Below are 21,066 nucleotides of genomic sequence, written 5' to 3'. Positions count from 1 at the left end.
GATCACACCTCCCGTAATTCCGGATTCGTCACCGGGTCGATGGCATCACGCAGCACATCGCCGAAGACGTTCAGCGCCACCACCACAACGGTAACGATGAGGCCAGGCCAGAGCACGGTCAACGGATAGACGTTGATGAACTTGACCGACGTAGCCAGCGAATGGCCCCAGCTCGGCACGCCGCTCGGGACTCCGACACCGAGATAGGTCAGGCCGGATTCGGCAAGTACCGCAGTGCCGGCGGACAGCGAAAGCTGAACCATGATGGTCGGCATCGCGTTGGGCAGGATATGGTGCAGCATCACGGAAAAGCCCGAAGCGCCATAGGAAAGCGAGGAAGCGACATAGTCGGAATTGGCCGCAAGCAGCGCCTGAGGCCGTGCTATACGCGCCAGGTTGAGCCCGTATCCGATACCGCAGGCGATGATGATGACCGCAACCGAGGCACCCATGGGGACTGCCAGAATCAAGGCGATCAGCGCGGTCGGGATGGAGATCAACGCGTCCACCGCAACCACCGAAACGTTTGACAGCGCCGAATTGCGCGAGACCATCGCACCCATCAGCAATATGCCCAACGCCCCGGCGAAAACGACAGCCAGGATGGCGATGAAAAGGTTCGTCCGCGCCCCGGCCATCAACCAGCTGAACACATCTGCCCCGGTGCCGTCGGTGCCGAGCCAGTGCGCAGCGGACGGTTTAGCCCAGACGTGATAGCCGTCGGTAGCCCATAGCGATTGCGGTGTCCAAACGAGCGAAACCAAAGAGACCGCAACCCACAGTGCCAACACAATCAGCGCGAACTTGCCTTCGCCACGCTGCCATATTGAACGTAATACAACCGTGAGCTTATTTGAAGATCTGGCCTTCGTACTTTTGAATACTTTCCCTGACGGCTGGATTACGCTGTTCCCAACAGAAGAGACAATGTCTTGTGACATATTCGTCGATTCACGGCTGGCTTGATTCGTATCTGTCGTACTGCATTCATCCTTACTCGTCATTGCGCACCTCCCTGCACGGCGTGCTTCAGACGCGGGTCGAGGAAGCGGTGCAACAAGTCAACGAGGAAGCCGACGAAAAGGAAGAAGGCGGCCAGCATGAAGAGTTCGCTTTGCACCGCGATGAGGTCGCGGTTGCCAAGGTCGGTGATCAACCCCGCTCCTATGCCGGGCAGTGCGAAGAGGCTTTCGATGACCATGACGCCGGTAATCATGCCGGCGAACATCAGCCCGACCACACTCACCAGTTGCGGTGTCGCCAGCCTCAACCCGACTTTGAGCGCGGCCTGACGACGTGTATAGCCGCAGGCCATCGCCTGATCTATATAGCCGCTGTTCATCACGTCACCCAACGCCGAACGTGTATAGCGCATGAGGCTTGCACCGTCGATGATGCCGACCGTCAAAGCGGGCAGCACCAACGAGGCCAAGGCCGAACCGAAGCTAGACCAACCAGCCTCAGGAAATCCCTGCGAGGGCAGAATTCCTAGCAATCCGGTTCCGCGTCCGAAGAGCAGAATCAGCAGCAGCCCTCCCCACAACGCAGGAATGGCACCGCCGACGATGGCGACGAAATGGAACGCAGAACGCACCGCCGGACGCGTGGCCAAGGTAGCTACAACCCCAAGTGTCAGGCCGATGGCGAGTGCCACGACAAGCCCCAATACAATAAGCGGGAAGGTAACGGAAGCGCGCATGGCGACCATCGAGCTGATCGAGCGACCGGTCAGAAGCGAGGTGCCAAAATCGCCGTGCAGCAATCCGCCCATCCAGCTGAAATACTGCACAATCAGCGGACGGTCAAGCCCCATCTGTGAACGCAACTGGGCCACGCGCTCCGGAGGTGCGTTGAGCCCGGCCATCACGCTGGCCACGTCGCCCGGCAGAATGCGCAGCGCCGCGAAAATCACCACCGAAATGGCGAGCAGTGCCGCCACAAATAGCAGGAAACGTCGAATGACGAATCGCATAAGCCACCTTACCTATCAAATCCATACCGAAGATGCGAGCAAAATCAGCCTTTTGCCTCGGATTCCCTGATTTTCAACGCATGCTAGATTGAACATGCGAGCAAAATCAGGCTTCCGCACGCTTTTTCTTAATTTTCATCGCATCTTCGCCACAATCCTTAATCACACGCCCTTAGCGCAACCCACTACTTGACCTGCGTCATATACCTCACGTTGTAGAGCGGCAGCAGCGTCTGGTTCAGGTTGAGCGGGAAACCCGATACGCCGCTCTTCATCGCCGTGGTGATGCGGTAGTTGAAGAGCCAGTCGGCGGGCGCGTCCTCACTGACAACCCGTGCGGCCTTGGCCAGCAACGCGTCGCGCTGGGAGTCGCTGGAAGCGGCCATCGCCTGATTGTAGTAATCCTTGACCTTCTGGTTGCTGTAGTTGTAGTAATACGAATCTTGCGTCCACTGCGAGAAGTCGTGACTTTCGTTGTGGTCGACCATGGAGAGGTCATAATCCTTGTTTTTCAGCACGTCCTGGAGCCATGTGGAGAACTCGACCACGTTTACTTTGAGGTCGATGCCGATGGGCTTCAACTGACTGCGCAACTGGTCGCCGAGCTCGGTGCCGTAGGTGTTGGCGTAGGTCAGCCGCAGCTCGAGCGGGTGGTCGGGCGTGTAGCCGGCCTCCTTCATCAGCGCCTTGGCCTTCTCGACATTGTGGGGATAGAGACCGGTTAAGTCCTGATAACCCGGGTCGAGCGAAGGAATCGGCCCGCCCAGCGGCTTGTCGGCACCGCCGCGCGAGGCGATGAGCTGCTTGTGGTCGATCGCGTAGCGAATGGCCTGTCGCACGCGCAGGTCTGAGGTCTTGGCACCCTTGGAATTCATAGCGAGCACGAACTTGTCGGTGTCGTCGCCGGCCGCGACGCGATAATTGGCGTTGTCTTTCACAAAGGGCTCCGCAAGATTCTCGGTCACGGGCGCAAGAACCTGAACATCCCCGGATTTCAGCGCGTTGACGGCAGCATTGTCATCGCCGAAATAGCGCAGCACGATGGTCGAAGTTGCAGCCTTGTGCGTTCCCCAATACTTCGGATTGGCCTTCAACGTAATGGAATCATTCGGCACGAATTTGGCGACGGTGTACGGCCCCGAGCCCACCGCCTGCGTCTTCATGTCGTAGTTGGCGTTCTTGTCGAACACCAGCCCCGGACGGCAGGCAAGCTCCCATAAGAGGTTGGCATAAGGCGCGGTCAGGTCAAGTTTGACGGTATCGGCATCCGTGGCCGTCACAGATTTGAAGTTCATCAGCGCTTCGGAATCGTGATAATGCTTGGCCACCAGCTCATTGATGGACCACGCCACATCGCTGGCGTCGAGTTTGTCGCCATTCGAGAAGTTCATGCCACGATTCAGATGGAACGTGTAGCTCATACCGTCGGCGCTTTTCTCCCAGCTTTTGGCCAGTCCTGGCACGACCTTGTTCTGCGAATCGCGTGCGACAAGCCCTTCGTAGACGTTGCCGACGAGCACCTGGTCGAGCGAGGAGCCAGACTGGTTGCGGATGTCGAGGTTGGTGGGGGCGAGCTTGAGCCCGATGGTTACGGAATCGGCCGTATGGACTTGGGCGGGCGCAATACTGGCCTTCCGGTTGTTGCGAATCACCACGAAAGCGGCGATAAGTGCTACCACCACGACAGCAGCGACAATCGCCCAGGTCCAGCCTTTTTTCTTGCCGTGTCCGCCAGTGCCACCGGAAACGTTGCCGACGGACGTGCCTTTGACGTGTGCATTCAGTGTTTCGTCGGTGCTGCCTGTGTTTTTCGCCTCAGCATCATGGTTCGCGTTGGCGCCAGTGCTACCCGTGTTGGTGGCGTTATCGCTCACATTCGCCGAAGAACCGGCGACGTTCGCCGCAGTCTCGTTTTCGTTGTTGCCCGTTGCTTTGCTGTCGGTTGCGTCGTTTTCTCCGTACGCACCTGAATTGGTAGGCATACTTTCCTCTTTGATAGAAATTATTGACTTCGCTATCCGCCCTTACGGGTCGTCTGCGGTTTCCATCATACGAATACCGATAGATTTACGCCACCGACAGCGTATGATGGAAACGCAATAGGAACGAGAATACGGCACGATTGAAAGTGCTGGAATACATGTCGGAAACCACCGGGAAGGCGGGCAAAATGCTACTCGCGATTGATATCGGCAACACGAACATCGAAATCGGCGTGGTGGACGACAGCTCCCCCACCACCGCCATCACCGACACCTGGCGCATCACCACCAAAACCTTCAGGACCAGCGACGAATACGGTCTGCTGCTGCTTCAATTCCTCGAATCCGGCGGATACAACCCCGATGACGTCGATGATGTCATCGTCGCCTCGGTCGTTCCCCAAATCATGCATTCCTTCCGTTCCAGCATCGTCAAATTCCTTGATATCGACCCGATCATCGTCGGCCCCGGAGTGAAATCTGGACTATCCATCCGTATGGATGATCCGAAATCCCTGGGTGCCGACTGCCTGGCGGATTGCGTAGGCGCGTACGCGACGTACGGCGGTCCAGTGCTGGTGGCGGATTTCGGCACGGCCACTACCTTCAATTACGTCGATGGCAACAAGGCCATCACTGCAGGGCTAATCAGCCCGGGTCTACGGACCTCCATCAGTTCTTTGGTATCCGGCACCGCCCAGCTTCCCGAAGTGGAGATCACACGACCGGATTCCATCTTGGCCAAAGGCACGAAAACGGCCATGCAGGCAGGACTGTATTATAACTTCCTTGGTGGCATCGAACGCACGATCGAGCAATTCCACCGCGAAATAGAGGAAGATTTCAAGGTGGTCGCCACCGGTGGTCTCGGTTCGGTCTTCAAAGACGATACCGATACCATCGACGTCTACGACCCGGACCTCATTTTCAAGGGTATGTCCGTCATCTACCGTCTCAACGCCTGAAACGTTTCAGACGGAGCCGAATCACATCGCACAGCATCGAATTGCGCTAAACACGACGCTCATCACGACTCAGCGTCCGCTTTATTGCTTTCTCGTGCCAATTTGCGCTAAATAACGACACTCCGCTTTTCTCAACGTCGCGTTTAGCATATATTGATAGGCATAACGGCCTTACTGCAGCGTAAAGCCCTGATTGGTGCCGTACTCCTTGATGTCCTTCTGCCACAGCGCGATTCCCTGCAACAGGCTGATCTTGGGACCAGGGTCCTGGGGCAACGTCAACGGGCTGCCGTCCGGGTTGGTTTGCCCGGCATCGATACGTTCCTGGACCTTCTGCAAGGCACGCTCACCGTTCGCCCATTTATAGGACTGCCCGACCGTCGCCTTGAAATCACCCCGAGCATAGACTTCAAAGGGCAGGTATTGGTAGCCAAGCGACACGTTCTCGGCCGCGCTCGAGAGCACTCGGTTAAATTGCTGGCCACCAAAATATGGCACATCGATGCCTCGCGAATCCCGAATCGTGGTCTTCGTCAGAAAATCACGGCTGTTCAACGTCGCCTTGTCTGCCGGGAACGCACCGCCGTCGACACGCTTGGCAATTCCCGAGCGGTCGAGACAGACGTAACGGATGAAACGCATTGCGGCTTCTGGCTTGCGTGTCAGGTTCAGAACGGTAAGGGCCGAACCACCATTCTCCGAATTGGTTTGTGTTCCATCGGCTGTTGGCATAGGGGCAACACGCCAAAGCCCCGCGCTGCCCGGCACGTCGGAAAGCAGCAACGACGGCATCCACGCTCCGGTGAACACAGAAGCGACATTTCCCACAGCCAGTGCATTCTTCCACCCGTCCGACCAAGTGTTGAGCTGTGTGTTGATCAGCCCCTCATCAATCATTTTCTGCCAGAACGCGCTGAAATTCTGCGTTCCGGCGTCATTGGTGAGGTCGACGGTAACGGTTTTGCCGTCACCGGTGGTGTGGAACGGGCGGCCGCCGTTAAGCCAGATCATCGCATTGTAAAAGCTTGCGTCGCCCGCATCGGCGGCGATATAGACGCCTATCGCCTTGAGTTTTTTGGCCGCTTCGTAGTAGTCGTTCCATGTATGGATCTGTGAGGCGTCGACGCCGGCCTGGCGGAAGACGTCATCGTTATAAAAGAATGCCATCGGCCCCGAATCCATCGGCACCCCGTAGACCTGACCGTTGGTGTGCACGCTCGACCATGTACCGGGCGTGTAGTTCTCACCGTAACCCTGCGTCTGATCGGTGATGTCGCGCAGCTGGCCGCTCACGGCATATTGCGGGAGCGCGAAATACTCGAGCTGCACCACGTCAGGCATATTATAGCCGTCCTGGATGGCGGAGTTGAGATTGTCGTAACCGCTGGTCGATTTGATATCGACGCGGATGTCGGGATTGGCTTTTTCGAAATCCCGGGCCTCGGCCTGCATGCTGGGCTCCCACGACCAGACCGTGATGACGGTACGGCTGTCCTGCGTCCCGCAGGCAACCGTGGAAGCAAGCAGCAAACAAGCGCAAACTGTTGCAAGCAGCCGTCGAACCTTGCTCATGCTACCCCTGTCGCCAATCCACCGTTTCGTTCAAGACAAGTCTATCCTCACCTTGGGAAGCCATCCGCCATCCCCATTCAAAAACAGATATTTTTTTCTCACATGCCAAGTACCGAGTAGTATAGATATCATCTCGGAAAACAAGGAAAATACATATGACATTATCATTCGAACATTTGGAAGACACATTCCCGCTAGCGAATTTTATCGCAGACGCCCTTGGTGAAATAGCCGAAGTTCTGATACATGATGTCAATGATCCCAAAAAATCAATCATCTTTATCAGGAACGGCAATCTATCTGGCAGAAAAGTTGGTGACGGAGTTACCGACCAAGCATTGAAACTGATTCAAACAGGTGAATCCAACGTCAGGGACTACGTGTCAGGCTATAAAGGTGCGGCGTACAACCAAGAGTTCAGGTCATCGACATTGTTCATAAAAAACAGCAAAGGCGAGCTCATAGGCCTACTTTGCATCAACGTGGATATCACAGGATTCAAAGACACTCTCTCCCTGCTATCCAAATTGGTTCCTGATTCGAATCTGCACGACATGCTTCCCGCCATCGGGCATGGCGAGAACCTGCAGGGCAACTGGAGTGAGACCATCCGCAGGATAACCAGAGATACCGTGGCACAATATGGCGTTTCCCCCACCCGCATGACTTCCGATGAACGAATCAATATCGTTCGTGACCTGAAAAACAACGGTGTTTTCCTCATGAAAAGCGCGGTCAACGTAGTGGCACCGGAATTGGGATGCTCCGTATCGACGCTGTATAGATATCTGCAAAATGTCAACTAGAAGCAGCCAAACAACGTCCCACAAAAAGCTTTCACGATGGTTGATCTCAGAAAACTTCTTTCGAATCTGACATCAACCATCGTGAAAGTCAGTGCCTTAAAACACTGAAAATAAGAGGAAAAGTAAAATCAAGTTTGTCGCGTTATATATCATTTTGCGGCAAACCTCTCAATTGCCAGTTACATCGACAACGCCTTTTCCAACGCGTCAAGCCCTTTTTGCATGGTAGCCTTCGGGCAGGCGATGTTCATACGAATATACAAACCGTCTTTGATGCCAAAACTTGACGTGGTTTCAGCACCGACACCACACTTGTCAAGCCTGTCCATCAAAGTCTTCTCATCGATTCCCAAATAGCTGACATCCAGCCACGTCAGATAGGTGCCTTGCAATTCAGCGAGATGAGCCTTCGGGAATTTCTCCTCGATCAGCTTCTTCTGCATTTGATAATTTCCCTCGATATACTGCAGGACATTCTCAAGCCACGGAACACCATGCTTATAGGCTGCGGTTATTGCCGCAATCACAAAGTTATTGGGAAGATCAGGATAGGTCGTGTAATCCTTCTCATCCTGCATATGCTTCATGATGTCAGGATTCTCGGAAATATAATAGCCGAGCTGCAACCCCGCCACGTTGAACGTCTTCGAAGCGGATTTCATGGTGATGACCTTGTCGAAATCCATTTCCTTGGCAATCTTCGCAATCGGGGTGTAGTGATATCCCGGCATAATCAAATCGCTATGAATGTCATCAGAGATGATAATGACATCGTGCGCTTTGCAGATTTCCACCATACGCGTCAATTCCTCTCGCGTCCACACCCTTCCCGTCGGGTTGTGAGGATTGCAGAGAATGAACATACGGACATGCTCGGACTCGATCTGCCGTTCAAACTCGTCAAAATCGACTTCATAGCCATGGTCGGTGTAATTGATACGATTGGCAACCAACTTGCGACGCGCACCAACAACGGCCGATTCGAAGAAGCCGTAAAGCGGGGTGAAGACGATGACTGCATCGCCCTCGTTGCTCATCGAACGAATGGCCATAGAAATTGCGTCGACGACACGAATGACAAATCCGATATTATCTTCTTGCAATTGCCAATCATTGCGTTCCTTGATCCAACCGGTGAAAACACTGGTATAGCTTTCGGCAGGCATTGCATACCCATAAATGCCGACCTTGGCCTGAGCTACAACAGCGTCTATGACCTCCTGAGGGACCTTGAAATCCATGTCCGCGATGGACATGGGAGTGAGGTCAAGATTCTTGTAGTCGAGCCCTATACCATCCCATTTGATGCTATAGGTATTCTTCCGATCGATTACCGTATCGAGAGAGTTCATAACTTACATCCTTTCAATTGATGCTTCATTGCAGTTTAAGCATAACATAAAATTATCATGATGATAATTTTTTCTTCAAAAAAAGCAAATATTCTTGTTTTTTGAAGGAAAAATGCCGATTTTGTGTTTTTTTAATAATAAGTTATTATTATTTTATTGTCCTTACACTAGAACAGGGCAGTGGCAAAGATGCTTTGTCCGCAGCTAAGAGCATCTTGCCCGTACAACGAAAGGCATATATATGACATCGCAAACAACTCCGTATTCATCTTGGCGCAAGGCCGGCGACACGTACTATATTTCCGGACAGCTTCCGCTGGATCCGGCAACTGGCGAATACCCGGCAAGCATCGAAGATCAGACCACTAAGGCACTGAACAACCTGGAAACGACTCTTGCCGATTTCGGTTGCACGCGGTCGGACATTATCAAAACAACTGTATTCCTGCGGGATTTCGCCGATTTCGCTCGATTCAACAAGGTTTATTCCAATTTCTTCGCCGCTCCCTATCCGGCTCGTAGCGCCTTCCAAGTGGCAGGCTTGGCCCAAGGCGCGAACATAGAAATCGAAGCCATCGCACAAAAGGAGTCATAATCATGGCGAAGAAATCAATTCTGAATAAAAAAACAGCGGGTATTTTGATCGGTATTCTGTTCCTTGCCATCATTTCCAGGTTCGATTCGATCATTTCCCCTTCTGTGGCGGATATCCAAAGAAGTTTCCCCCACGATGATCCTTCGAAAGTCGAATCGGTTGTTTCCATCGGTGCTTCCGCGGCAATGGTTTCAGCCATCATTTTCGGCAAACTGATGGAAAAACTTTCCTTTAAAACCGTAGGAATAACGGGCTGCCTGTTCGTTGCCGTCGGTGGTCTAACTCCGATATTCCTGCATGGCAGCGTCAATCAACTGCTGATTTGCGCTATCGTCGCTGGTTTTGGAACGGGCATTATCACTACAATATTGCCCAGCTTATCCTCACACTTCTTCCATGGAGAACAGCTTTCCGGGCTGATGGGCAAAATCGTCGCCATGCAGGATGGCTCCTCAATGATCATCATGTATCTCGGCGGATTACTCGCAATGTCGGGATGGGTTCACAATTACTGGCTTTATGGCATAGCGCTCATCGCTCTTGTCTTCGTTGTTGTCTTCGTCCCAAGCGATTCCGTCAGTGATGAAGTGGAGGACGACCAAGACGAAGCCCATCTTAAAGAAGGAGCCAAGCAAAGCATTCCGGCTATCGTCGCTTGCGAAATTCTGGGCTTCCTGAGCATCTTCCTAGTAGCGGTGATGTATAACAAACTTTCGATTTACGTGAGCACCTATCACCTCGGGGGCTCAGATTCGGCAGGCATGGCACTCATGTTCAATACAGGTTCATCCGTGGTCATCGGCCTGTTGATCAACCGAATCCAGAAGCTGTTCAAGAACTTCACCATTCCATTCGCTTTTACTCTGATGGGTATCGGCGCAATCCTCTTCATCTTCACGCGTTTCTTCCCGTTGGTCTGCCTCGCTGCTTTCCTCATCGGTTCCGGAAGCGCCATCATCATGACCAGGACGCCCTTCATGCTCTCCAACATCACCGAGAAGAAGCACTACCCGTTCGTAATGGGTCTGTTCTCCGCAATCACCAGCCTTGGCTTCACCATTTCCACCTGGTTCTTCAAGCTCGTTTCCGAGGCTTTCGGACTCGACCCGCTGATCGGAACCTTCTGGTGCATGCTTGCCATTTCCGTAGTTATGGTTGTCGTACTTATCGTCTTCAAGTTCCAGAAGAGAATCGAATCTCATTACATCTATGAGTGACCTTTAAGATAAGGAAACGATAGTTCATATTGCTGCCACGAGTTTCAGAGCGAGTGTGTTATTGCCCTGAAACTTGTGGCAGTTGCCTTCTCAATCACTGAAGGCGCGAAGTAAACAGCATGGGGCGATGGCTGACCGGATCGATAAAACTCATGGAACGGGCCACCAGTTGAAGCGGGCTTGAGAAGTCGGCGTAGTCCGGTTCCAAGATTTGTGGGTACAAATCATCGCCCTTGATCGGCAGACCAAGCGAATTCATATGGACGCGCAGCTGATGGGTTTTGCCGGTTTTCGGATGAAGCACGTAATGTCGATACCCCTGGGTGACAACGTTGCCGTCCGTTTTTCCCAATTCGATAACCGTTTCGGCGTTGACCTCGCCTGGAATCTCGTAAGCCTGCAGCCGGCCACGCTCCTTGACGATATGCGAGCGCCGTTTCAGCGGGAATGGTGCGGGCGGATTGAGCCTTTCGGTGGTCCCTGTTTCGGGCCGCACGATCGGCAAGGCCGGCGCGAGGCATTCGTAAGTCTTTTCGACCCGATGCTCCTGAAACAGCATCTGATAGTCCCGTCGCCGTTCGGGATTGCGCACGAACAACACCACACCGGCGGTGAGCCGGTCAAGTCGGTGCGCAGGCGTGATCTGCGGTTCCTTGAAATGCTTGCGCAGGCGAACAAGCGCCGTCTGCCGATACCACATCCCTCGCGGCGTGGTCGCCAGAAAATGCGGTTTATCCACCACGATGATATTTTCATCCCCGTAAAGAACCGTCAGTTCAAACGGCACTTCCGGCTCATCGGTGACGAAACGATGCTTTCCCGCCACAATGTATTACTCGACCGTCACGGATTTCGCGAGATTGCGCGGCTTGTCGACGTCGTAGCCTTTGAGCTTGGCCAAATCGAAAGCAAAGAGATGCAACGGCACCACGTCGACCAACGGGCTCAGAAGTGTGGCGCACTCGGGCCGCCAAAAGACGACATCCGCGTATTTTTCGGCATCCGGGTCTCCCACCTCGGCCACGACGACGGTAAACGCGCCGCGCGCCTTGACCTCTTCGATGGCGGAAATGACCTTGTTATGCAGAACATTGCGGCCGCGTGAAGACGGGACGATAATCACCACCGGCTCGCCAGGCTCGACCAGCGCGATGGGACCGTGCTTGAGCTCTCCGGCAGCAAAGCCTTCGGTGAAGGTATAGGCGATTTCCTTGAGTTTGAGTGCACCTTCCATCGCAACGGGATAGCCGACATGGCGCCCGAGGAAGAGGAACGATTTGGCGTCCAGCAGCTTCTTGGCCGCTTCTTCTATCGGTTCCACGTCGTTGTCGAGCACCCACTGAATCTTTTCCGGCATGGCCTTGAGCTGATCCAGAATCTGATGGATTTCATCACGATAGAGCGTGTTCTTGACCTGGGCGAAGTAAAGACCGAGCAGATAGGCTGCGACGATCTGGGCGACGAAGGCCTTGGTGGAGGCCACCGCGATCTCGGGTCCGGCGTGCGTATAGAGCACGGCATCAGATTCACGAGGAATCGTGGAACCCTGCGTGTTGCAGATGGCGAGCACACGCGATCCCTGCTCACGGGCATGGCGCACGGCCATCAGCGTGTCCATGGTCTCGCCGGACTGCGAGATGGCAACCACCAACGTACGTGGCGTCAGAATCGGATCACGATAACGGAATTCGTGCGCCAACTCGACTTCGACGGGGATGCGTACCCAGTGCTCGATGGCGTATTTGGCCACCATGCCAGCGTAACTCGCGGTTCCGCAGGCCACGACGATGATCTTGTCGATCTGTTTGAAGACTTCCGGGTCGATATGCAGCTCATCGAGTTTGATCTCGCCGTCTTCATTGAAACGGCCGAGGAGCGTATTGTGCACCGCCGCAGGTTCCTCGTGGATCTCCTTGTCCATAAACGAGTCCCAGCCGCCTTTTTCCGAGGCGCTGGCATCCCAGTCAACGGTGAAACGCTTGGAATCGGTGACGGGGTTGCCGTCGAAGTCCGTTACGGTGACGGTATCGCCGGAAATGCAGACCGCCTGGTCCTGGTCAAGTTCCATCGCCTCCTTGGTGTAGGCGACGAAGGCCGCCACGTCGGAGCCCAGAAAGTTCTCGCCGTCGCCGAGGCCGACGACAAGCGGAGAATCATGACGCGCGCCCACCACGATATCGGGCTGACGAACGTCCACCGCCAGAATGGTGAACGCGCCGGTCAGCATGCGTGCCATACGCCGCAACGCTTCGAACAGATCAGGCTTGCCGGTTTCCTCGATGATGGTGTTGGCGATTTTGCCAAGCAGTTTCGCGGCCACTTCGGTATCGGTAGCCGAAAGGAAGGTGTAGCCCTCGGTCTGCAGATCGAGACGCAAAGTCTCCGCGTTCTCGATGATGCCGTTGTGAATGATGGCAATCTTGCCGTCCTGGCTGGTATGCGGGTGCGCGTTGACATCGCTCGGCTCACCATTGGTGGCCCAACGGGTGTGCCCGATACCTACGGTCGCGTCCGGCATGGGGCTGCGTTCGATGTCAGCGGCCAAATTGGCCAGACGGCCTGACTTCTTGCGTACGGCGACGGTATCCATCCCGGCAGCGGCCAGCGCCACACCGGCGGAATCATATCCGCGGTATTCGAGACGCTTGAGCCCCTGCATGCACACTTCCAGCGGCTTCCCGCACGCGGTCTTGTTTCCAGCAAATCCAACGATTCCACACATAGCAATCCAGTCTACGTGACAACCCTGAAACGCAACACCACCCCCGCGAAAGTTTCACTATCTTTAACGCTTACAGCACATGACTGAGGAAGTCTTTGAAGCGGGGCTCCTGAGGGTTGTCGATGATTTCGGGGCCGCCATGTTCGACGACGACGCCTCCGTCCATGAAGACGATCTGATCGGCCACTTCACGGGCGAATCCGATTTCATGAGTCACCACGATCATCGTCATACCGGCGTCGGCCAGCGAGCGCATCACGCCGAGCACCTCCCCTACAAGCTCCGGATCCAGCGCCGAAGTCGGCTCGTCGAAAAGCATAATCTTGGGATTCATCGCCAAGGCGCGTGCGATGGCGACGCGCTGCTGCTGACCACCGGAAAGCTGCATCGGATAGTAGTCGGCACGGTCGGCCATACCGACACGTTCCAGCTCTTTCATCGCTTCTTCCTTCGCCTTATCCTTGGGCACCTTGGCGACATGCACCGGCGCCTCCATCACGTTTTCGAGCACGGTGCGGTGCGGGAAGAGGTTGAAACGCTGGAAGACCATCCCGAGCTTTTCGCGTTGCCTGGCGATCTCCTTGTCGTTCAGCGTCTGCAGTTCGGCCTTGCCGCCGTGGTTGACATGCTTATAACCGATGAGCTCGCCATCAACCTCGATACTGCCGCCGGTCAGGGTCTCAAGCTGATTGATAAGCCTCAGGAACGTGGATTTTCCGGAGCCTGAAGGTCCCAGAATCACCGTCACCGTGCCAGACATCACCGTCATGTCGATCCCTTTGAGCACGTGCAGGCTGCCGAATGCCTTGTGCACCTGAGTCGCTTTGACGGCAGGTACTGTCGCGGCGTCGGCAGAGGTCTGCGTCGCGCTGTCGCTACTGTTCAGGCTGTCGGCTTCCTGCTCCTTTGCCGTGGTTTGTGCGGTCAGATCATTCTTTGTCATATCGTTCATCTCCGTCTCGTCTTCCTTCACGCGTTCAGTCCGAGGAATGTGGTGTCACCCTCACGGCCTTCGGCAACCTTTGCAGACGGCTTCTCGTCTTTGACATCGCTGTCGCCCTCACTGGGTCCGTTGGAACCTTCGTTGAAGCCTTTGCCGAAGTAGCGTTCGATCCACGATTGTGCCACCATAAGCACTGAGGTGATCACCAAATACCAGAAGCAGGCCACGACGAGCAACGGAATGGGCTTGTAGATACGCGCGGCGATGGCATTGGTGGCAAACTGGATCTCCAGACTGAACGGCACCGCAGAAACCAAAGAGGTGGTTTTGAGCATGCTGATGACCTCGTTACCTGTCGGCGGGACGATGATACGCATGGCCTGCGGAAGCACGACACGGCGCATGATCATCGTACGCGGCATACCAAGCGCTTTGGCGGCTTCACTTTGACCGGGATCGACAGCTTCAAGACCGGCACGTACGATTTCGGCGAGATAAGCGGATTCGTTCAATGCCAGGCCGAGCATCGCGGCCAGGAACCCCGGGGAAATGAGTTTGTTGAGCGTTTCGGTTTTCATCGACAAGAGGTTGAGATGGGTGAAGGGAATTCCCAGCGTAATCGTGGGAATCAGCACCGATAAGAGCCCCCAGAACACCAGCTGCGTATAAATAGGCGTGCCACGGAAGAACCAGATCCAGAACCAGCTGACCCCGCGCAGCACCGGATTGACCGATTTGCGCATAACCGCCAGCAGCACGGCCAGCACGATGGCGATAAGCATGGAGGTCACCGTGAGCACAAGTGTCCAGCCGATGCCGTTGAGCACATGCTCGTTGAACAGGTATTTCCAGACAATCGGCCATTCGAAGTTGCCGTTCGTCACCATGCCGTGCACGAGCATCACCGCGAAGAAAGCGACGATGATACCTGCAATCAACGAACCGGGACGATGCACCGGCTTTGCATGGATCCGATTGGGAATATCCAGCCCATCCGATTCATTCTTATGTGCCATAACGTTTCCACCTCTCCCGTAACTGCCTTTTCACCGGCAAACCGACATCAACTACCACTACAGAACGTCAACAAACCTATATGTATAATATACGATACTACGCATAAACGTACGGTTGTCTCATATTCTAAAAACTCGAAAGCCATTCCGACCGGCGAACCAATGGCGATTTTGTCGTTGTCGACCACCGTCCGCCGGTAACCGTCGACTTCGGAATACCGATACAGCAATCCGACCGATGCCCAATACAAGCATCGGTCGGATTGCATAGGCCCAGCTTAAAACTACTTGATGTCGTCGTAGTTGTTGATCTTGGCCTCTTTGACAGCCCCGGATTCGCTGCCCCAGGACTTGAGGATCTTCATATATGTGCCGTCATCGATCAGCTTCTGAACCGCGGCCTGAACGGCCTTTGCGGTCTGCATGTCGCCCTTCTTGACCACCACGGCCTCGGGAGTCTGGTTGAAAGTCTTGCCAAGGAATTCAAGCCCGCCGTCGCTCTTCTTGACGGCGTAGCCGGAAACCGGCGAATCGGCGAGGAACGCATCGGCTTTGCCGGTTGAGACGTTCGTGGCCACCACCGTCTGTTCTTTCATCGATTGGATGTCGATGGCCTTCTTGCCTGCCGCCGTGCACTGCTGATTCAGTTTCTTGACCGTATCCTCATGCACGGTTCCGGTCTGGACTGCGATGCTGTGCCCACAGAGATCATCGGTCGAAAGCTTCTTCGGGTTACCCTTCTGCACCACGAAGGTGGCGCCTTCGTTCATGAAGGAGACGAACTCGCCGGCATCCTTACGGGCGGGGTCCATGGTGAAGCCGGAGATGCCAACATCGTATTTCGAACCCACGCCGGGCATGATCGAGTCGAACTCGGCGGAGGTCGGGTCGAATTTGAGACCAAAGACCGCGGAAATCGCCTTGGCCATGTCCATTTCATAGCCGATCGGGGTCTTGCCGTCCTTGTCAAGGAACTCGGCGGGCGCATAATCGGGCGACGTACCGACGGTGAACTTGCCGTCCTTCTTGATTGAATCCGGCAGCATCGCGGCGATCTTGTCGTCCTTCTTCACCGAGCTGGTGTTGGAGTTACTGCTCTTCGGCGTTGCACTCTGATCGCTTTCGTCCGTGGTACCGCACGCGGCGACACTGGCCAGCATCGCGGTGGCGCAAACACTAGCCAAAACGACCTTGATGGACTTGGAAATTTTCAGCGACATGTTGAATCCTCTCTGGGGCGGATTAACATGTTCCGCCTTCTTCGTATAAATGCATAATATACTCACCTACGTATTTATGCAAAAAACTCGTCTCAATAAGTGGACATCCAGAATGAAAGTAAATGCCGGCTAAATCCCAGCCAAATCTCAGCGCACAAGTTTGTTCTTGTAGCGCATCGCGCGCAAGGCCTCGCGCTTGTCTTCGGCCTCGCGCAGGGACTGACGCTTGTCGTATTCCTTCTTGCCTCGGGCCAAGGCGATTTCGGCCTTCACCCGACCGTCCTTGAAATAGAGGCTCAACGGCACAATCGTGTAGCCTTTGGCTTCGGTCTGGCGGCTGAGTTTGGCGATCTGCGAGGCATGCAGGAGCAGCTTGCGCTTGCGTTTGGGGGCATGGTTGTTCCATGTGCCGTTGAGATATTCGGGGATGTTCGCGCCTTCCAGCCACATCTCCCCGTTGCGGTCAATGGAGACGAACGATTCCGCCAGCGAAGCGCGGCCTTCGCGCAGGGACTTGACCTCGGTTCCGGTAAGCACCAGGCCGGCCTCATAATGGTCTTCGATTGTATAGTTATGCCGCGCCTTGCGGTTCTGCGCAATAAGCTTTGTACCTTGTTCCTTTACCATACCTCTGCCTTTTATCCCAGTTCCTTGCTCACGCTCGATATGCCCCGACCATAGCACAAACGCGCCACCCGCCAAGGGCAGCGCGCTTGAATGCTCTATAAACGATGGAATGGTTCAATCTTCCATCGCTCACCGATCAGTGGATGAACTGGTATTTGCTCGCTCCGTATACCGTCTCGTATGCGGGGAATGTCGCGAATCCGGTGCCGCCTTCCGAAATGAATACGGAACCGTCGCCGTTCACACGCTCCACAATGGCCACGTGGCCGTAAGCCGCGCTGACCGGGCGATAGCCCATGGAACCGGTGATGATCGAACCAGGAGTGAAGACCATGGCATCACCGACGCGCGGGGAATTGTCGACCGGCCAGCCCATGCTACGGGCGGTTGCGGCCCACTGGCCACCGTTGCCCATGGAGCCCGTGACCGGCTTGCCAAACTGGTTGCGGCGAATCCATGCCCAGAGTGTGCACTGACGCGGCGGATACGGGGCGCTGCCACCGCTCCAGCCGCCGCCACCGTTGGAAGGCCTCGACGGAGCTGGCGCTGGCGTTGGACGGGAACCGCCGCTGTTGCCACCGGAAGGACGTGAAGACGAGCCACCGGTTGGCCTGCTCCAGGTCTGACCGCTGGAATGGGCGTTGTAGTTGTTGTTGTAGGAATTAATCGCAGACTGGGACTGCGCATCGATCTGGGCCTTCAAGGAGACCATCTGCGCCGCTGCTCTTGCGGAGTCGGTGGTCAGCTGGCTCGATTGGCTTTGCAGATAATCGCGCTGGCTCATACCCTGGTTGAGCAGGGCCTGCAGGCTGCTCTGCTTGGCCTGCGCGGTCTGGGCCGCCTGCTGGGCCGTGGCGGCATCGCTGTCGGCCTGAACCTTGAGCTTGGAAATCTGCTCCTCGATGGCATCAAGACGCTGCTTGCGGTTCATGGAGGAGTTCAAGGTGTTGGCGTCTTCATCCGCGGCGTTGGCCTCACTGCGCTTGACTGCCGCCTGGGACTGCATCTTGTCGACAAAATCCTGGGTAGTGGAGGACTTGGTGACCACATCCATGACCTGGGTGGCCTGCGTGGCATGGAAGCTGTCGCGCGCCACCTGGGCGACGCCGGCCTTCGCGTCATCGTAATCGATGCCTGTCTGCTTGATCTTGGCTTCGAGGTCTTCCTTGTCTTTGATGGCGGCATTCAGGCGATCGGTTGCGGACTGCGCCGCGGTCTGGGCCTGCGTGGCGCTGCCCTGCGCATCATCGGCGGCCTGCTGGGCCGCAGGAATCTGGTTGTCTGTCAGATCGTTGAGTTCAATGATCTTGTTCGCCAAATCGGAATTGACCCCTGCGAGCTGGCTGCGCAGGCTGTTGGTCTCCTGCTGCTTCTGCTGATAATCCCCCCAAGTGGCGGCCTCAGCCTGTTCCGGATTGACGGTAAACACCGCAGCGGCGCAAGTCAACAGCGTAGCGACGGCAAGCACCATCCCCACAAACATACGCAAACGTTGAGTGACTTTCAGCACGACAACACCTTTCTTAAGTAATGCAATGTTCCCATTGTAACAAACCCATGTTATTGAAACATATAGTGAGTCTATTACATCATAATAGTAAAGCGACGGATTCTAGACCTGGAGATATCGCCGTAGGGATATCGTCGAGACAATCGCCGAAAGCAGCATCGCACCGACAATCAACGCAGGTGCCATCAGCCAGACGGTAGCCTGATTGACGAACGGCATCCATTGCACCGTCTTCGCGAGCCAATCAGTGATGAACAGCTTGACGATGGCGCTCAATGCCGCACAAGAGAGCAACGAGCCCAGAAGCGAGGCCAGGACCCCTTCGAGCACGAACGGCAATCGTATCGTCCAATTCGAGGCTCCGACCAAACGCATGATTTCGGTCTCGTTTTTTCTGCTGGCCGCGCTCATACGTATGGTGATCGCCGTAAGCAGGACCGCCACGACGACCATCACCGCCGCCAGGACCAGCGTAACGGCCGTCCCTTTGTTGAGCACCGCGAAGACCGGATCGAAGATCTGCCGCTGGTCAAGGACCTCCTCGACCCCCTGACTGCCCGAAAGCGTTTCAGAGACCTCCTGATACTTGGTCGGGTCTTTGAGCTTGAGCCTCAGCGAATCCTGCATATCTGCGGCTGTCAGGGTGCGGCCTTGATAGATACCGTTGGGGTATTGCTTGAGGAAGGTGTTCTTGTAGAAGTCCTCACGGCTTTCGTAGGTAATATGCGAGACCACGTTGCCGAGCTCGTCGTGGATCTTGTCCTGCAGCTGGATGATCTCCTGCTGGGTGGGAGCCTTGCCTGCAGAGCAATTGGCGACCTGGCTGGTGCCGTCGGGGCAAAGCCAAACCACAACTTCCACCTCTTTGTACCAATCCCCCTTGGCCTTGGTGATCTGCGCCTGCATCAGGCCGGAAGCGCCGATGAAAAGGAAGGAGATGAACGTGACCAGAAGCACGGAAAGAATCATCGAGACGTTCTGCCTCAAGCTCGTCCATGTTTCAGAAAGGATAAACCGCGCTCTCATTTCCGCTCCCCCGCAATCCTGCTGTTGTTACGACCTTGTGTGTCCTGAACCTGTGTTGTTTGCCCGCTTTTGCCTGCGGTGGGTTTCGCTTTCGATTTTGCCTGCGATGGCGGAACCGGGGGCGCAGGCAGAGACGGCGCCTTGGCCTTTGCCTTCGTGTCTTTTACGGCATTTTCCGAGTTTTTGATATTCTGCGAGCCTTTCGCAATTCCAGCCGTCTGTGTATTGGTGGCATTGGCTTTCGATTGTCTGCCATGCCGTTCTGCAGTGGACGCACTGCCCGTAGTGCGTGCCGCATTGCCGGTTTTCGCGATGCCCGAGGTTTTCGAAATCCGCGAGGCCGAGGACTTAGACTGCGTATTTTCCCCAGCCGATGAAGGCGAAAGGCCATTGCTCTGCCCCGAACGTTTCGACTGTCCGGATTTTCCGGCTTGCCCGTCCTGCTTCGAATCGGACACCGGTTGGTGCGCGTTGGTCATTTCCTCAGGCGTCAGGCCCTTGCCCCAAGTCATTGTGGTTTCAGCCGATTGGAACGCCTCACCATATCGTCCCGTTCTGCCTGAATGCATGGCATTGGCAAGGCGGGCGATGCCTTCGTTCTCTCCGGTTCCGTTGGCGACGGCGTCGGCGACGGCATCCATGGCCTGCGTGGCGACCATGGAACGGTCATCGACGGGTTGCGCATCGACGGTTTGCCCTGACGTCGCCGAAATGGCGTTGACACGAGTCTGCGGGCGCTTGAATTTGCCGGCGGCCGGATCGATGACCTGTTTCGCCTTGGATTCCACCTCGGCGTCCGGGAAGTATCGGGCCGAATCGTAGCTGCCCTTGGCTTCGTCACGCACGATCTTGCCGGCGTGCAGCTCAACGACGCGCTTGCGCATGGAATTGACGATCTCCTCGTTGTGGGTCGCCATCACGATGGTGGTGCCGGTGCGGTTGATGGCGTCCAGGACTTCCATAATGCCGAGCGACGTGGTCGGGTCGAGGTTGCCGGTGGGTTCGTCGGCCAGGAGAATCTGCGGGTGGTTGACGTAGGCGCGGGCGATGGCCACACGCTGGGCCTCACCGCCGGAAAGCTCGTGCGGGTAGTTCTTTTCCTTGCCCGTAAGCCCTACTGTCTCAAGGACTTTGGGGACCAACGACTTGATGGTCGAACGACGGGTGCCGATGACCTCCAACGCAAACGCAACGTTCTGCCAGACGGTTTTGTTGTTCAGCAGCTTGTAGTCCTGGAAAATGAAACCTATGGAACGGCGGTATTGCGGAATCTGACGAGCACTCAAACGGCGCAGGTCGTTGCCGGCCACACGGATTTCGCCGTCCGTCGCCTCTTCCTCACGCAACAGCAGACTCAGCAACGTCGTTTTGCCAGAGCCCGAAGCACCCACCAAAAAGACGAAATCGCCACGCTCGATATTGAGGTTGATATGATCAAGGGCCGGACGCGTGCCCTTCGGATAGATCTTGGAGACCTTGTCCAGTGTGATCAACGCCATAATGCCGTTTCCTTACTGTTTGTCGCTCAAGTTCAAGTCTAC

18 protein-coding genes are annotated in these 21,066 nt (G+C 55.4%); 4 read left to right on the top strand and 14 right to left on the bottom strand.

Translation table 11 applies throughout. From position 1 onward, the window contains the following. Positions 1-2 precede the first annotated feature (2 nt). From PT279_RS07190 to PT279_RS07180, 3 genes are all read right to left on the bottom strand, one after another. A complete protein-coding gene (locus tag PT279_RS07190; RefSeq protein ID WP_277166737.1) occupies positions 3-1,004 on the bottom strand; it encodes an ABC transporter permease in 1,002 nt (333 codons plus the stop codon). Next, a complete protein-coding gene (locus PT279_RS07185; protein WP_277166735.1) occupies positions 1,001-1,972 on the bottom strand; it encodes an ABC transporter permease in 972 nt (323 codons plus the stop codon). Before PT279_RS07185 ends, PT279_RS07190 begins: the two co-directional genes overlap by 4 nt. 185 nt (positions 1,973-2,157) lie before the next feature. After that, a complete protein-coding gene (locus PT279_RS07180) occupies positions 2,158-3,954 on the bottom strand; it encodes an ABC transporter substrate-binding protein (protein ID WP_277166733.1) in 1,797 nt (598 codons plus the stop codon). A 188-nt stretch (positions 3,955-4,142) separates the two neighbouring features. On the opposite strand from PT279_RS07180, the gene PT279_RS07175 reads away from it, so the two are divergent. Next, complete coding sequence (locus PT279_RS07175) at positions 4,143-4,919, top strand: type III pantothenate kinase (protein WP_277167047.1); 777 nt, start codon at positions 4,143-4,145, stop codon at positions 4,917-4,919. 171 nt (positions 4,920-5,090) lie between these two features. Here PT279_RS07175 and PT279_RS07170 read toward each other — a convergent pair whose 3' ends face one another. Further along, positions 5,091-6,491 carry a sugar ABC transporter substrate-binding protein gene (locus PT279_RS07170; protein ID WP_277166732.1) on the bottom strand — a complete coding sequence of 467 codons (1,401 nt, stop codon included), beginning with the start codon at positions 6,489-6,491 and terminating at the stop codon, positions 5,091-5,093. Positions 6,492-6,646: 155 nt separating this feature from the next. On the opposite strand from PT279_RS07170, the gene PT279_RS07165 reads away from it, so the two are divergent. Continuing rightward, a complete protein-coding gene (locus tag PT279_RS07165) occupies positions 6,647-7,297 on the top strand; it encodes a PAS domain-containing protein (RefSeq protein ID WP_277166731.1) in 651 nt (216 codons plus the stop codon). Positions 7,298-7,476: 179 nt separating this feature from the next. Here PT279_RS07165 and PT279_RS07160 read toward each other — a convergent pair whose 3' ends face one another. Beyond that, positions 7,477-8,649 (bottom strand): PatB family C-S lyase, encoded by a 1,173-nt coding sequence (locus tag PT279_RS07160; RefSeq protein ID WP_277166730.1) that lies wholly within the window; start codon positions 8,647-8,649, stop codon positions 7,477-7,479. Positions 8,650-8,890: 241 nt separating this feature from the next. Here PT279_RS07160 and PT279_RS07155 point away from each other — a divergent pair, with 241 nt between their 5' ends. Both PT279_RS07155 and PT279_RS07150 read left to right on the top strand, forming a co-directional pair. Beyond that, positions 8,891-9,244, top strand: coding sequence for a Rid family detoxifying hydrolase (locus PT279_RS07155; protein ID WP_277166729.1), 354 nt, complete (start codon positions 8,891-8,893; stop codon positions 9,242-9,244). Positions 9,245-9,246: 2 nt separating this feature from the next. Beyond that, positions 9,247-10,461 (top strand): MFS transporter, encoded by a 1,215-nt coding sequence (locus PT279_RS07150; protein ID WP_277166728.1) that lies wholly within the window; start codon positions 9,247-9,249, stop codon positions 10,459-10,461. Positions 10,462-10,555: 94 nt separating this feature from the next. On the opposite strand, the gene PT279_RS07145 is transcribed toward PT279_RS07150, so the two are convergent. The 9 genes from PT279_RS07145 to ftsE all read right to left on the bottom strand — a co-directional run bounded on the left by PT279_RS07145 (position 10,556) and on the right by ftsE (position 21,024). Beyond that, positions 10,556-11,287: a pseudouridine synthase gene (locus PT279_RS07145; RefSeq protein ID WP_277166726.1), complete on the bottom strand. Its 732-nt coding sequence runs from the start codon at positions 11,285-11,287 to the stop codon at positions 10,556-10,558. Between the two features lie 6 nt (positions 11,288-11,293). Beyond that, complete coding sequence (gene glmS / locus PT279_RS07140) at positions 11,294-13,183, bottom strand: glutamine--fructose-6-phosphate transaminase (isomerizing) (protein WP_277166725.1); 1,890 nt, start codon at positions 13,181-13,183, stop codon at positions 11,294-11,296. A gap of 70 nt (positions 13,184-13,253) precedes the next feature. Further along, positions 13,254-14,135, bottom strand: a complete 882-nt coding sequence (locus PT279_RS07135) for an amino acid ABC transporter ATP-binding protein (RefSeq protein ID WP_277166723.1) — start codon at positions 14,133-14,135, stop codon at positions 13,254-13,256. Between the two features lie 17 nt (positions 14,136-14,152). Next, entirely contained in the window at positions 14,153-15,142 is a 990-nt protein-coding gene (locus PT279_RS07130) for an amino acid ABC transporter permease (protein ID WP_277166722.1), read from the bottom strand. A 284-nt stretch (positions 15,143-15,426) separates the two neighbouring features. Further along, entirely contained in the window at positions 15,427-16,356 is a 930-nt protein-coding gene (locus PT279_RS07125; protein WP_277167046.1) for an ABC transporter substrate-binding protein, read from the bottom strand. A gap of 153 nt (positions 16,357-16,509) precedes the next feature. Further along, the gene (gene smpB, locus PT279_RS07120) at positions 16,510-16,989 is read right to left on the bottom strand and encodes an SsrA-binding protein SmpB (protein WP_277144161.1); all 480 of its coding nucleotides are present in this window, start codon (positions 16,987-16,989) and stop codon (positions 16,510-16,512) included. A gap of 136 nt (positions 16,990-17,125) precedes the next feature. After that, a complete protein-coding gene (locus PT279_RS07115; protein WP_277166721.1) occupies positions 17,126-18,499 on the bottom strand; it encodes a CHAP domain-containing protein in 1,374 nt (457 codons plus the stop codon). A gap of 102 nt (positions 18,500-18,601) precedes the next feature. Then, on the bottom strand, positions 18,602-19,525 hold the full coding sequence (gene ftsX, locus PT279_RS07110) for a permease-like cell division protein FtsX (protein WP_277166720.1): 924 nt from the start codon (positions 19,523-19,525) through the stop codon (positions 18,602-18,604). Continuing rightward, positions 19,522-21,024: a cell division ATP-binding protein FtsE gene (gene ftsE / locus PT279_RS07105; RefSeq protein ID WP_277166719.1), complete on the bottom strand. Its 1,503-nt coding sequence runs from the start codon at positions 21,022-21,024 to the stop codon at positions 19,522-19,524. The genes ftsX and ftsE overlap by 4 nt, the downstream gene beginning before the upstream one ends. Positions 21,025-21,066 lie beyond the last annotated feature (42 nt).

Source organism: Bifidobacterium sp. ESL0784 (genome assembly GCF_029433295.1).
GTDB lineage: Bacteria > Actinomycetota > Actinomycetes > Actinomycetales > Bifidobacteriaceae > Bifidobacterium.
This window is presented reverse-complemented; position numbering and strand designations above follow the sequence as displayed.

What these genes read in the sequence shown, in the direction of transcription:
- PT279_RS07190 (WP_277166737.1), bottom strand. Translation starts at nt 1,004, where the DNA reads ATGACGAGTAAGGATGAATGCAGTACGACAGATACGAATCAAGCCAGC.
- PT279_RS07170 (WP_277166732.1), bottom strand. Translation starts at nt 6,491, where the DNA reads ATGAGCAAGGTTCGACGGCTGCTTGCAACAGTTTGCGCTTGTTTGCTG.
- smpB (WP_277144161.1), bottom strand. Translation starts at nt 16,989, where the DNA reads ATGGTAAAGGAACAAGGTACAAAGCTTATTGCGCAGAACCGCAAGGCG.
- PT279_RS07160 (WP_277166730.1), bottom strand. Translation starts at nt 8,649, where the DNA reads ATGAACTCTCTCGATACGGTAATCGATCGGAAGAATACCTATAGCATC.
- glmS (WP_277166725.1), bottom strand. Translation starts at nt 13,183, where the DNA reads ATGTGTGGAATCGTTGGATTTGCTGGAAACAAGACCGCGTGCGGGAAG.
- PT279_RS07135 (WP_277166723.1), bottom strand. Translation starts at nt 14,135, where the DNA reads ATGAACGATATGACAAAGAATGATCTGACCGCACAAACCACGGCAAAG.
- PT279_RS07150 (WP_277166728.1), top strand. Translation starts at nt 9,247, where the DNA reads ATGGCGAAGAAATCAATTCTGAATAAAAAAACAGCGGGTATTTTGATC.
- PT279_RS07185 (WP_277166735.1), bottom strand. Translation starts at nt 1,972, where the DNA reads ATGCGATTCGTCATTCGACGTTTCCTGCTATTTGTGGCGGCACTGCTC.
- ftsE (WP_277166719.1), bottom strand. Translation starts at nt 21,024, where the DNA reads ATGGCGTTGATCACACTGGACAAGGTCTCCAAGATCTATCCGAAGGGC.
- PT279_RS07130 (WP_277166722.1), bottom strand. Translation starts at nt 15,142, where the DNA reads ATGGCACATAAGAATGAATCGGATGGGCTGGATATTCCCAATCGGATC.
- PT279_RS07165 (WP_277166731.1), top strand. Translation starts at nt 6,647, where the DNA reads ATGACATTATCATTCGAACATTTGGAAGACACATTCCCGCTAGCGAAT.
- PT279_RS07175 (WP_277167047.1), top strand. Translation starts at nt 4,143, where the DNA reads ATGCTACTCGCGATTGATATCGGCAACACGAACATCGAAATCGGCGTG.
- PT279_RS07180 (WP_277166733.1), bottom strand. Translation starts at nt 3,954, where the DNA reads ATGCCTACCAATTCAGGTGCGTACGGAGAAAACGACGCAACCGACAGC.
- PT279_RS07155 (WP_277166729.1), top strand. Translation starts at nt 8,891, where the DNA reads ATGACATCGCAAACAACTCCGTATTCATCTTGGCGCAAGGCCGGCGAC.
- ftsX (WP_277166720.1), bottom strand. Translation starts at nt 19,525, where the DNA reads ATGAGAGCGCGGTTTATCCTTTCTGAAACATGGACGAGCTTGAGGCAG.